The organism is Thermogemmatispora sp. (assembly GCF_019683755.1).
GTDB lineage: Bacteria > Chloroflexota > Ktedonobacteria > Ktedonobacterales > Ktedonobacteraceae > Thermogemmatispora.
This window is the reverse complement of the sequence record NZ_JADGHT010000130.1, coordinates 1-11,951: the sequence shown is the minus strand read 5'-3', so window position 1 is coordinate 11,951 and position 11,951 is coordinate 1. Positions and strand designations below refer to the sequence as shown.

General features: G+C 58.9%; 10 protein-coding genes. 4 read left to right on the top strand and 6 right to left on the bottom strand.

Annotated features, from left to right (window positions below):
* Positions 1-103 precede the first annotated feature (103 nt).
* Positions 104-745 carry a CYTH domain-containing protein gene (locus IRZ24_RS10350; protein WP_297163556.1) on the bottom strand — a complete coding sequence of 214 codons (642 nt, stop codon included), beginning with the start codon at positions 743-745 and terminating at the stop codon, positions 104-106.
* A gap of 226 nt (positions 746-971) precedes the next feature.
* Positions 972-1,127, bottom strand: coding sequence for a hypothetical protein (locus IRZ24_RS10345; protein WP_297163552.1), 156 nt, complete (start codon positions 1,125-1,127; stop codon positions 972-974).
* Between the two features lie 190 nt (positions 1,128-1,317).
* On the opposite strand from IRZ24_RS10345, the gene argJ reads away from it, so the two are divergent.
* Positions 1,318-2,529 (top strand): bifunctional glutamate N-acetyltransferase/amino-acid acetyltransferase ArgJ, encoded by a 1,212-nt coding sequence (argJ, locus tag IRZ24_RS10340; RefSeq protein ID WP_297163549.1) that lies wholly within the window; start codon positions 1,318-1,320, stop codon positions 2,527-2,529.
* A 59-nt stretch (positions 2,530-2,588) separates the two neighbouring features.
* Entirely contained in the window at positions 2,589-3,812 is a 1,224-nt protein-coding gene (locus IRZ24_RS10335) for an acetylornithine transaminase (RefSeq protein WP_297163546.1), read from the top strand.
* A gap of 187 nt (positions 3,813-3,999) precedes the next feature.
* Here IRZ24_RS10335 and IRZ24_RS10330 read toward each other — a convergent pair whose 3' ends face one another.
* From IRZ24_RS10330 to holB, 3 genes are all read right to left on the bottom strand, one after another.
* Positions 4,000-4,926 carry a hypothetical protein gene (locus tag IRZ24_RS10330; protein ID WP_297163543.1) on the bottom strand — a complete coding sequence of 309 codons (927 nt, stop codon included), beginning with the start codon at positions 4,924-4,926 and terminating at the stop codon, positions 4,000-4,002.
* 73 nt (positions 4,927-4,999) lie between these two features.
* A complete protein-coding gene (locus tag IRZ24_RS10325) occupies positions 5,000-5,797 on the bottom strand; it encodes an enoyl-CoA hydratase-related protein (RefSeq protein ID WP_297163540.1) in 798 nt (265 codons plus the stop codon).
* A gap of 114 nt (positions 5,798-5,911) precedes the next feature.
* Positions 5,912-6,949, bottom strand: coding sequence for a DNA polymerase III subunit delta' (gene holB / locus IRZ24_RS10320; protein WP_297163537.1), 1,038 nt, complete (start codon positions 6,947-6,949; stop codon positions 5,912-5,914).
* 292 nt (positions 6,950-7,241) lie between these two features.
* Between holB and IRZ24_RS10315 the strand changes: the two genes are divergently transcribed.
* Both IRZ24_RS10315 and IRZ24_RS10310 read left to right on the top strand, forming a co-directional pair.
* A complete protein-coding gene (locus IRZ24_RS10315; protein WP_297163534.1) occupies positions 7,242-8,099 on the top strand; it encodes a sigma-70 family RNA polymerase sigma factor in 858 nt (285 codons plus the stop codon).
* Positions 8,096-10,003 carry a hypothetical protein gene (locus IRZ24_RS10310; protein ID WP_297163531.1) on the top strand — a complete coding sequence of 636 codons (1,908 nt, stop codon included), beginning with the start codon at positions 8,096-8,098 and terminating at the stop codon, positions 10,001-10,003. Before IRZ24_RS10315 ends, IRZ24_RS10310 begins: the two co-directional genes overlap by 4 nt.
* A 231-nt stretch (positions 10,004-10,234) precedes the next feature.
* Here IRZ24_RS10310 and IRZ24_RS10305 read toward each other — a convergent pair whose 3' ends face one another.
* Entirely contained in the window at positions 10,235-11,383 is a 1,149-nt protein-coding gene (locus IRZ24_RS10305; RefSeq protein ID WP_297163528.1) for an acyl-CoA dehydrogenase family protein, read from the bottom strand.
* Positions 11,384-11,951: the final 568 nt, after the last annotated feature.

The following is an 11,951-nucleotide window of genomic DNA, read 5'->3' as shown; positions in this document are numbered from 1 at the left end:
CCCACCACTGCGGCCTGACCCGCGCTGGCCACAGTGGCAGCTCCTGCGCTTGTCCGTTCTGTGCCCTAGGTCACTGCAGCAGTCAGCGGCTGCCCCATCCATGCTAGTCAGACTGCCCGCTGAGCAGGTCGCTGTAGGAATAGGGCACCACTGGTAGCCGATCTAGCTCGAGCAGTGAGATGAGGGCGGCATGCTCGGCGCTGGCCTCCCCGGGAGTGATCCCCTCGTCGACGACAGTCTCTAGCTCAACAAAAGCGCCAAGATCTTTGACCTCATCCAGATAGATGCGCGTATGCCCATAGCGATAGAAACGCCGCGTCTTCTCTACGACGACCAATACTCCTAAGGCAGCTGAGAGCAAGGCTCGGAGTGCTACCGGCTCACTTACAGGATAGACTAAGTACTCGCTGGTACGCGTTCCTGTCCGCTCTTGAGGAAGCGAGGAGATCAGGACAGCCCCCTCCCTGCCGCTCTCATGGCCTTCCTCCTTGGTCCGCTCTTCTGGTTGTTGAAGAGGTCCCCTGACGGCCTCGTCCGCAGCCACGTTGGCGATGCTGGCTGTGTCGGCTCTGTCATCTTCACGCCACCACTCACGCAACTTGAGGCGGGCGTGTGCTGTCGGAAAGTAGGTATCGCGGTGCTTCACGGTGCGCACATAGGTCGCTCCTGCGCTGCAGGCCAGCGCTTCTACCTGCCGCAGCGTGGTAGCACCGAGGCAGCGGACTTTTAATTCCAGGTTTTGCACGGTCAGGCTATCCTTCCAGCTAGAGTCTCCTATGTTTTTCATTATACTCCCGCAGGCGCCTTGCTGATAAGAGCCAGAGGCCGCGCCAATGCAAGGCGCTGCTAGAATCAAGGCAAGGCTTTACAAGGATTGCCCCCCACACTATACTATTCAGCAAAGGTTATGAGGCCCGTGCCAGGCTGGCCATGCTGGTGGAGCGTCGAAGGCGAGCCAGGGAGATGCTCTCTCAAGCTCTCCTCTGGTACTGGCGTTCTGCTCCTTTTGCTGGCACGTTGATCATACCGGTTATCTGTATGGCCTCTATGACCAGTACCGGTGTCTGGCTGTCGCCGGTTTTCTTTTTTTGCGTCAGATCCGCTTTCACCACGGTCAGATCAGCCAAGCTCTAGAGCGGCTCCCTCAATCAGGGGGAACATAGGGTGTTTTCAAGAGAGCAAGAGAGGGGAGAGCTGCAAGGAAGGAGGCTTTGCCTGCCTTGCCCTGCCGCCTCTTGGAGAGAAGGCTCGGCAGCTCACTTCGCTACTGGTAAGCTGTTGAGTCATCAGCTCTAGCTGTATCAGGAGGGACAACCATTGACCGAGCAGTTCCGTGAGGTAGACCTCTGTGTCACAGCTCCGCGTGGCTTCCGCGCCGGCGCTGTTGCTTGCGGCATTAAGTCCGATGCGGCGATTAAGGATCTGGCAATCCTGGCCTCGGATGTTCCTTGCGTCGCCGCCGGGACCTTTACGACGAGCCGCACCCCCGCCGCCCCTGTGCTGCTGTGCCGTGAGTACCTGCGCAGTGGCAAGGCTCAGGCAGTGGTAGTTAATAGCGGCAATGCTAACTGCGCTACTGGTGAGCAGGGACTGCGTAACGCTTATCGCATGTCTGAGCTGGCCGCCGCACACTTGGGTATTCCGAAAGAGCTGGTGCTCTGTTCTTCGACCGGGATCATTGGCCGACAGCTGCCTATGGAGAAGATTGAGCAGGGCATCGCGGCTGTTGAGCTAAGCAGCGGGGGAGGCAACGATTTCGCCGAGGCCATTCTGACGACTGATACACGCCCGAAGCGGATTGCTCTGGAATTTGAGATCGAGGGCCGCACGGTGCGCCTGGGTGGGGCTACCAAAGGCGCTGGGATGATCTATCCCAATATGGCGACTATGCTTTGCTATTTGACAACCGATGCGGCTGTCGAGCAGCTCTGGCTGCAAGAGGAGCTGCAGGCCGCCGTGGCGGAGTCCTTCAATATGATCTCCGTTGACGGCGATATGTCAACCAACGATACCTGTCTGCTCTTCGCGAATGGCCTGGCAGGTAACACGCCGCTCAATAAGGCCCACCCCGAGGCCCCGCGCTTCCGCGAGGCGCTGCGTCGCGTGACAACCTACCTGGCCCGCGAGATTGCCCGCGATGGGGAAGGAGCAACCAAACTGATGACGGTCCATGTGCGCGGCGCACGCGACCGAACCGACGCGATTAAAGCGGCCCGCGGTATTACCCTTTCGCCTCTCTGGCAGTGCGCCCTGGCCGGCGGCGATCCTAATTGGGGCCGGATTGTCGCCGCTCTTGGCGCCTGCGGCTGCACTCTTGATCCCAATCGCTTTGATATTTTCATTGGCCCGGTCCAGGTAGTGCAGCAGGGTGGTGCCGCCTCTTACGATGAAGCGGCTGCCCGTGCGGCAATGGCAGCCAGCGAGGTGTTGATTACGATCGATCTCCATCTGGGTGAAGCTGAGGCAACCGCCTGGGGCTGCGACCTGACCCACGGCTATATTGATGAGAATACGCTCTATACGCGCTAACTCACTTATTTGCCAACCGCAGCAAGGTCCAGCCCACAGCAGAGTAAGGAGCTTGATTAATGGCTACAAATATGCTTAAACGTGATTGGATCGCGCTTGAACAGAAATACTATCAGGCTACCTTTAAACGCCAGCCAGTAACCTTTGTCCGCGGCCAGGGCATCCGTGTCTGGGACACAGAGGGACGCGAGTACCTGGATTTTGTGGCCGGCATCGCCGTGAATGTTCTTGGACACTGCCATCCGGCGGTGGTCCAGGCTGTGCAGGAGCAAGCCGCGCGACTGATTCACGTCTCTAATCTCTACTACAATACGCGTCAGATCGAACTGGCCGAGCAGTTGGCTCTGCTCAGTGGTGGCATGCGCTCATTCTTTAGCAATAGCGGCGCCGAGGCCAACGAGGGCGCCATCAAGTTAGCTCGCAAGTTTGGTCGCCTGCATCGCAACGGCGCCTATGAAATCATCAGCATGGAGCGCAGTTTTCACGGGCGTACGCTTGCCACCACGGCGGCAACCGGTCAGGCCCACTACCAGGAGACTTGGAAACCGTTGCCAGATGGCTTTAAGCAGGTCCCGTTTAACGATCTCGATGCACTCAAGGCAGCAACGAGTGAGAAGACCGTCGGTGTGCTCTTGGAGTCTGTCCAGGGAGAGGGGGGAATCTGGCCCGCGACTAGGGAGTTTATGCAGGGAGTACGCCGCTGGTGCGACGAACAGAATCTAGTGATGATCTGCGATGAGGTACAGGCGGGTATGGGTCGCACGGGTAAGTTCTTCGGCTTCGAGCACTACGGCGTGATGCCCGATATGATTACTCTGGCTAAGGGCCTGGCTGGAGGTGTACCGATCGGGGCTATGCTGACCGGGCGCCGCACTGATCTGTTTGTCCCCGGCGATCACGGCTCAACCTTCGGCGGGAATCCCCTGGCTTGCGCCGCCGCTCTGGCTACGCTTAAGACTATCCAAGAGGAGCGCCTGATTGAGAATGCCGCTCGTATGGGCGAGTACTGGCATGAAAAGCTCCAAGCTCTCTGTCAGAAGTACAATTTCATTGCGAATCCGCGCGGCATCGGCCTGATGCGCGCTGTGGAAGTCAAGCACGATCTGGCGCCAGCCATTGTCGATCAGGCTCTCAAGCATGGCCTGCTGCTGAATAATCTGGGCAATGCTACCTTGCGTATGGTGCCACCGCTGATCTTGACGCGGGCCGATATTGATGAGGCCGCGCAACGCCTCGATCGCGCCCTGGAAGATCTGGCCCGTCAAGCTCCAGTAGAGCACTAGTATGCCATCCTGGCTGGCGAGCGAGCATTGTCTTTTGATGAACCGGGGCGCTCGCCTGGTCGAGGTCGACTCTTACTCCGCACCACTGCTCATGGCAAGCAGGCGAGCGCCCTTCTTTCGAGAGCAACTTGTAAGGCAAGGCCGAAAGAAAGTTCAGAGTGAGTCGTCCAGCTTAGGCGCCTCAGCTTCAAGAGCGGGTAGCCAGATAGCCGACTACCTCGTAGCCGCGGCCTGGCCGCTCAGGAGTCGGCATATCGCTTAGCCACTCCCAGCGCCGCTCAGCCAGGACTGTGAAGGTCTGTCGCACCAGATCAAAGAAAGCATAAGGTAGCAGCGGCAGCTCACGCCGCGCTGGCAGCGTCTGCCCTCCGTGGCTCTCCTTAAAGAGAAAGCCTCGCACATCGCTGAGCAGCACGACCAGTCCGCCTGGTTCCACAAGCTCACGCAGGAGATGCAGATGGGCAGCAATGATGCGCAAGCGAAAGCGTTGGGCCGCCTCCTGATAGCGGTGATGACGTTCCTGGGCGCCCAGATGACGAGGTGCTCGCTGTTGCACACTATCTAGCAGATCGAGCAGCGGGTAGCTGAAGAGCTGGGAGAGCACCAGCGAACTGACGGCCAGGCCGAAGGTTGCCCTTGGCAGGCCTTCAATCTGTGGCGGATCAGGAACAGGGCAATTATCCAGGACCGTGGCCAGCCGCTCCCACAGGGCTGAGGCCTCTCCTTGCTCCAGGGCTTGCCAGGGAAGAAGACGTAGGCGCTCTTGAAGCAAAGCACTGACGCCCCCTGTCAGGTCAGCACTCAGTAACTGTACGCGTGCCCGCAAGGAGGCAGCAGGCAGCTCAGCCCGTGCCTGCTCCAGAGCCGCCCTATCGAGATCTACTAAGAGCACCTCATCTGCTGCGCGCGTGAGCTTTTCCAAGGGGATTTCAGTGCAGGCACCGGCCCCTAGCACAACGATACCACGTGAGAGTGCCGGCGAGCGTCGCGCTACGGCCTCCAGCATCAGCGCGGCACATTGCTCCAGATGCTGGGGAGCATGCTCTTGCAGCCAGCGACGGCGCGCCGGCCCTTGGGTCTGAGCGTTATTATAAGGCAGCGAATCGATACGCACAGCCGATCAAGGCAAGCCTGGGCTGGGCCTTCCACGAGTCAGGCCCAGCGTCTAAGAGACACTAACCCTGAGCTTACTGCCCAGTATAGCGCGGGGCACGCTTCTCGCGGAAGGCCATCACGCCCTCGCGATGATCAGCGGTCTCAATAGCGATCTCTTGCAGCTCGCCCTCGAGACGCAGAACAGTCTCAAGATCACTACAGACCGCCGTATTGAGCAGTTGTTTGATCAGGCCATAGGCCCGGGTTGGCCCCTGCGCCAGTCGGCGAGCCAGGGCCTGAGTGGCCTCTTCAAACTCAGCATCAGGGACGCAGCGATTCACCAGACCAAGGCGCTCAGCCTCGCGCCCAGAAACCTCCTCGGCCAGCATAGCCAGCTCAAGTGCCTTGCCAAATCCGACCAGCCGAGTCAAGAAGAAGCCGCCACCGGCGTCGGGGACCAGGCCGATGCGCGCAAAGGCTTGCAGGAAACGGGCATTGTCAGAGGCGATGCGGAGATCGCACGCCAGCGCCACACTGCACGAGGCGCCAGCCGCTACGCCGCGCACTGCAGCAATAACTGGCTTCTGCATCTCTCGAATGCAGCGGATCACGCGATGGTATTTTTGCAGGTGCTCGCTGACGCGGCCACGACGCTCACCAGCAGCTCTTGCCTCAAAAGCACGCAAATCCTGGCCAGATCCAAAAGCACCACCAGCGCCAGTCAGTACGACACAGCGTACAGTAGCATCGGTGGCGGCTTCCTCCAAGACCTCAGCCAGTTCCTCAAGCATGCGCTCATTGAAGGCGTTACGCACCTCGGGACGATTGAACGTGATCGTGAGTACGCCTTCTGCCTGGTCGACAAGCAGATGTTGGAATGACTTCTGCATGGCTCTCCTTTGCTCCTTCCCTCAAGGAGGGGAACAGGCATCATTGCCAGTCAAGCATCCATCGGTCAATTAGCGCGTGCTGCTTCGCAGGCCACACACGTCACAAGGCGGCTCTCAGGTGCGACTCAGCACAGGGAGATCAAGCATGAGCACCTCCAAGGCAGCTCGCGGATTCACATTTTGGTCGAGAGCCTCCAGAGTGCGCAGGATTGCATAGATCATACGCTGCGCCCCAGCGGTGCCGAGCCGCTCTGCTTGCTGCTGGAGCAGCTCTCGCATGTCAACATTGACAATCAGATCCTGTCCTCCGTTGGTCAGCAACAGCAGATCACGCCACCACAGTAGCCACAACTCCAGCACCTGCCGCAGGCGCTCTGGTTCTGCACTCAGCCGCTGGGCCACGGCAAAGCGCTCTGCTCGCCCCTGCTCAGGTAGACGCGCCAACAGCTCGAGCAGCTCGCGCCGCTCTATGAGCTGTTGTTCATCCTCTACGGCCCGTACCGCCCACCCCATGCGCCCCGAGGCTAGAGCCGCGATCAGCTCCGCCTCCTCCGGCTCAACTTCCCAATAGGTTTCGAGGGCCTCGCGGATCTGAGCGCTGCTGAGCAGATGCAGCGGAATATGCTGCACACGCGAGAGAATCGTCGGCAGGAGCAGCCCTCGCTCAGGAGCCGTCAGCAGCAAGACCACCCCCGGCTCCGGCTCCTCCAGCGTCTTCAGGAGACAATTGGCAGCCTGAGGATTCATCTCATGGGCCCCCACAATGATGAAGATCTTGTAGCGGCCCTCAAGGGCATGCCGGGCCGCTTCAGCCTGCAGAGCACGAATCTGGTCAATGAGAATAAACTGCTTGTCTGGAGGACGAGCGATAACATGGACATCGGGATGATTGCCATGCAGCACCTTCCGACAGGCCAGACAGCGATGACAAGGGTTGACCGGCGCGTGCTGCGGATCAGGACCGCCTGTGCATAGCAAAGCCTGGGCAAAGCGCAGGGCTAGTAGCGTCTTTCCTATCTGATCAGGACCAGTAAACAGATAGGCATGGCGCACTTGCTGCGAGGCTAAGGCCCGGCGGAGGCGCTCCAGAGCATGTTCATGTCCAATGATCCCCCAACCGTGCGCGGCTGCCTCAAGAGCTGTCACAGTCATGGTCTTATTATCGTAACAGAAAGAGCGCTTTCAGGCAAGACGGAGCAGCCTTCTCGCCTTGCTGCGAGTGCCGCCTTGACCCATCCTGCGCCAGTTCGCTTGCGTGTGCTATACTGTATGCTGTACTGTTGCTTGCCCGGTTGAGGGAGGCCGTGGGAAAATTCGTCCAGCGGCTGTCACCTACCTCATAGCAGGGATGACAACGATATGCTATGCTGTATTCACAAGAGAGCAGTATGATCCATGTGCGCATCCAGCACGATCTCCTGAAACACTAAGGTTGATGTAACCAATGGATACCTCTATCCGTCTCTACACTACGAACGGTGGCTGGCGCTCTACCCTGGATGCTACTCGCGGCAATCAGTCAGAGATGGCCCTGCCTGAAGAGGAGCAGGCCACTCGGCTTGACTCACCTGGGGAAGATACGGAGACGGCGGAGCCAGCAGGGGAGGCTGACATACCCGCTCAGTCTCTCCCGCTCCAGGCAGCAACAACAAGCCAGGGCGAGGCCCGCAGCGTGGATGTGGCGGACTTCGAGGCGATCTTTCAACGCTATCAAACACCGATTACGAATTTTATCTATCATATGATCGGGAATCGAGAGCAGGCTTACGATCTGGCCCAGGATGTCTTTGTGAAAGCCTACCGCGCCTTGCTGGCCGGTACTGTGGTCCGCCCCGGCGCCCTCTCTTCCTGGCTCTATCACATCGCTGAAAATACCGCGATCGATGCACTCCGCCGCCGCCGCCTGATCTCTTGGCTGCCTCTGTCGCTCTTTAACGACGACCGGGGCATCGGCGCCGGCGTGCTCTCAGAGACGGGCAGTACAACAGGCGACGGCTTCCCTGGCAGCGCTGAGGATGGCAGCGAGGGACGCCCAGGTGCCGCCACTATGCTCTACGAGCGGGGAAGCTATGACGGCGGTCGCTTCGAAAGTCGTGTTGCTGAGCATGAGGTGGTCGAGCGTGTCATGAGGCAATTGCCTCCTAAGTACGCCGTCTGCCTCTGGCTCTATGAATATCATGGCTTCTCATGCGCAGAAATAGCAGAGATGCTCAATATTAGTCCTTCAGCTGTCAAAATGCGGCTGATGCGCGCAAGAGAACGCTTTATTACGCTGTACCGACAAGAGGTGGGGGAAGAGTGAACTGCACAGAGGCGCGGGTTCTTCTCGCGATCTATCGCGATTTGAAAGAAGCAGAGGCCCAGCCATCTCTTCAAGATGAAGAGACGCAGGCTACTTTGAAAGAACTGGAGCAGCATTTGGAGTCCTGTCCAGGCTGCCGACAAACACTGGCTGATTTTACACTGGTCGGCACCCGCCTGCAGCGTCTGCCCGCCATAGAGCCGCCGCCTGAGATGCGAGAGCGGCTGATGCGCGCTCTGGCGGCTGAGCATGCGCGCTTTCTCAAACGCGGCCTGCCTGGCACGCCTCCGCCTCCTGACTTTCTGAAGCCCTATATGCAGGAGCATCTCAAGCAGGAGAGGGGCCGTGATCCCCTGGCGACGCTCTCCACGGCTGAGACTGGCCCGTTGCCGCTTATTCAGGCGCCACGCCGCGTGCGTCGGCGGCCTCATATGCCTCAGCTAGCTGCTCTGGCCGTGGCCGCTACTTTCTTGCTGGCTCTGCTCACTGGTGGCCTGACCTCTGTGCTCTTGCTGGCTCAGCACTCTTCCGGCTCGATCCCTCCGCCGGCAGCCATCAATCACCCCACTAACGTGGTGATGATGCGCTACACTACTGCCACTATCTATCATAATGTTGTCAGCGCCGTTGCTGATGGCAATGTAGTCTACTACAGTGCCTTCAGCGATGGTACGCCTGCAGGCTGGATGCTGTTGCGTCTCGACCGGCAGACCCAGTTGAGTCAGCCGCTGCTGACTAATGCCCAAAGCAGTCCGCTGATCATCCTGGGCAGCTCGCACAATCGCCTTGTCTGGCTCCAGTATGATCCACCTGCGGTGGACGCCTCAGCCACCTCTTCGGCTAAAAAGGCGCAGCATAGCAGTAGTCCAGTCCGCGATAGTGCCATCGAGGGACTGCGCGCCTGGAAGCTCTTCTATGCAGTGGACAACCCGCAAGCCAGCGCCGCGTTGTTGCACCCCCAGCTCCTCTTAAGCGGGATCTTTAATCCTGAGCTGGTTGCTGGTATCGTCCATACACCCGTACCAGGTATCTGGTTCCTGCAGAATGGTTTGCTGGTCGCTGCCCTTGACCAGCATGGGCTTTCTCATCTCTGGCTGTATAGCCTGCAGGAGAACGGTCAGATTGATAGCCGCAGCACGTTGGCATCTGCTCCGGCGGGCCATGTCTATACGTCGCCGACTGCCACCTCCGACGGAAGTCGCATCTTCTGGGCCGATGAGTGGCTTGATAACACTGGCCTCTTGCATAGCAATATCTGGACGCGGCAAGAGGTCGAGCTGATCGCGCCTACGCCCGGTCGCTGGCTACCACATACCCAGCCTCAGACCTGGCTCTTCCGGGCCGATGGCACCTCATTCCGCCCTGTTGTTGTAGGCCATACCTTCTTTATGCTGAATACCAACGATGGGCTAGACGGCACTTCAGCCCTGGCTACGCCGACCCCCGTAGCCAGTCCTAGCCCCCAGCCAGCGCAGGCCGCTGAGTCGAACCTACCGCTGAATCCCAGTGTGACGCCGTGGGCTAATGCCAGCATCTACCCGCCTTCGCTGGACTTCCTGATCAGTGGCTCGCTCTATATGCTTTCGCTAGAGCCGACTTCGGATGGCACCTTTAGCCAGTTGAATACTATCAGCCACGTCTCAGCCCTGCAGGGCGGCACGACTTTTGTCCTCTGGCAGGACGACAATAACACCTATGGCATGTTCGATGCCGAATCTAATTCCTTCGTTCAGGTCGGCTCGGTCCTTAACGGCGCTGCTTTTGTAGCGGTCAATGGCAATAGTGCCGTCTGGAGCGAGGTCACCAATTCGCCAGTCAGCCGCTCGCCGGTGGCCACCAGTCCGCTTGCCCAGCTTCGTATGTTTAGCTGGCCTCTGACTTCCTCCAGCAACGGTCGTGAGTGAGACTGGCTAAGATTCTGGATCAGGCGCGAGAGCACGTAGTGAACCGTGGTCAGCACAGATACGCCACCGCCAGGCCAGCTCAACTGCCCTAGCCAGGTCAACCGAAGCAATTTCGGCCTTCACCCATAGAGCACAATAGAGAGGCACCCTTCCTGTAGGAGGATGCCTCTCTTGGTATTTCGTTAGTTAGTTAGGTTAGCTTCGCCTCTTGCGCGCAGGTTCTGCGCCGCCTTAGCAGCCGAGATGCTTGGCAATGATCAGGCGCTGTACCTCACTGGTGCCCTCGCCAATCTCACTGGCCTTGACGTTGCGCCAATAGCGTGAGACAGGGAACTCATCCATGAAGCCATAGCCGCCGTGAATCTGCACCGCCTGATCGGCGGCGCGCTTAGCAGTCTCAGAGGCAAAGAGCTTGGCCATCGAGGCCTCAGCACTGTAGGGCTTCCCTTGCATCTGCAACCAGGCTGCTTTATAGTACATCAGCCGGGCCAACTCAATTTCCATCGCCATGTCAGCTAGCTTCATCTGAATGGCTTGAAACTTACTAAGCGGTTGCCCAAACTGGCGGCGCTGCTTAGCATAATTGAGCGCCTCATCTAAACAGGCCTGAGCCAGACCGACCGAGAGAGCGGCAATGGCCACCCGTCCCCCATCGAGGATTTGCATAAACTGCTTGAAACCTTCGCCGCGCTGGCCCAGCACATTTTCCTCCGGCACCTGACAATCTTCGAAGGTTAGAGGACGGGTATCGGAGGCCCGCCAGCCCATCTTGCGATAGGGATTGCCAATAATATAGCCGGGGGTACCGCGTGGCACAATGAGATTAGTGATCTCGCTGCGCCCATCGGGACGGGTACCAGTGACCGCTGTAATGGTCACGCCTCCGCTCATCTGCGTGCCAGCGTTGGTGATGAAAGCCTTGGCGCCATTGATATGCCAGTAGCCATCACGCAGGACAGCACGTGTCCGAGGACTGCCAGCATCGGAACCAGCATCTGGCTCGGTCATACCAAAGGCCCAAAGTTGTTGCCCTCTAGCCAGGGGTGGAAGGTAGCGCTCCTTCTGCTCCTTTGTTCCAAAGAGGTAGAAAGGCATAGCCCCCAGCGAAGTGTGAGCCTCCATTGTAATCGCGACTGCGGCATCGCCGCGGGCAATCTCTTCGACCGCAATACAGTACGAGAGGAAATCTGCGCCCGCTCCACCATACTCCTCGGGGAATGGCAGCCCTAGCAATCCCAGCTCACCCATCTTGCGAATCAAATCATAGGGGAACTCACCCGTGCGATCCATCTCTTCCGCACGTGGCTTGATCTCCTGCTCGGCGAACTCGCGACAGGTATTGCGAATGGCAAGCTGCTCCTCATTGAGCGAAAAGTCCATCGCAGCGACTCACTTTCCTTTCAGGTTCATGAGTGATTGCCAAAGGGTCAGTTACAAAGCCATGTGGCTTACATCATAGCACAAAGCGCCTCAAGAGGCGATAGCCTGCCAGCACCTGCCTGCGAGAACATCAGCAGAAAGCTCCCACAGATGAGCTGTTTCAGGGCCTGTAGCAGGCAGCTCCACAAGCAGACAGGGGGAGGGCTGAACTCAGCAGGAGGACGCGGCGAGAAGAGGCGAGCGTTTGCCAGGACGCTTTCTTGCCTTGGCCTGATCCGCAGAGAGGGACACTAGTTGCCCAGGAAGAAAGTTCCTGCGCGCCTATGTTCGCCCGCACCCGTTCCCCTGTAGTCCAGCCCAACCCCTGCCCTAAGCAGAAGAGCAGCATTCTCAAGTCCGCTGCCCTTGATAGATCTGGTCTCAGTTGATCTCCGCCGTCTCGCCAGCGCGTGACTGCGGCGGCTGCGGCTGCGATGGAGCAGAGGCATCCCCATCAACACTAGCGCCAACGCTCCGCCGCAAGGCCGGTACCATATCGAGCGCCTCCCAGGGGGCATCAATATCAGTA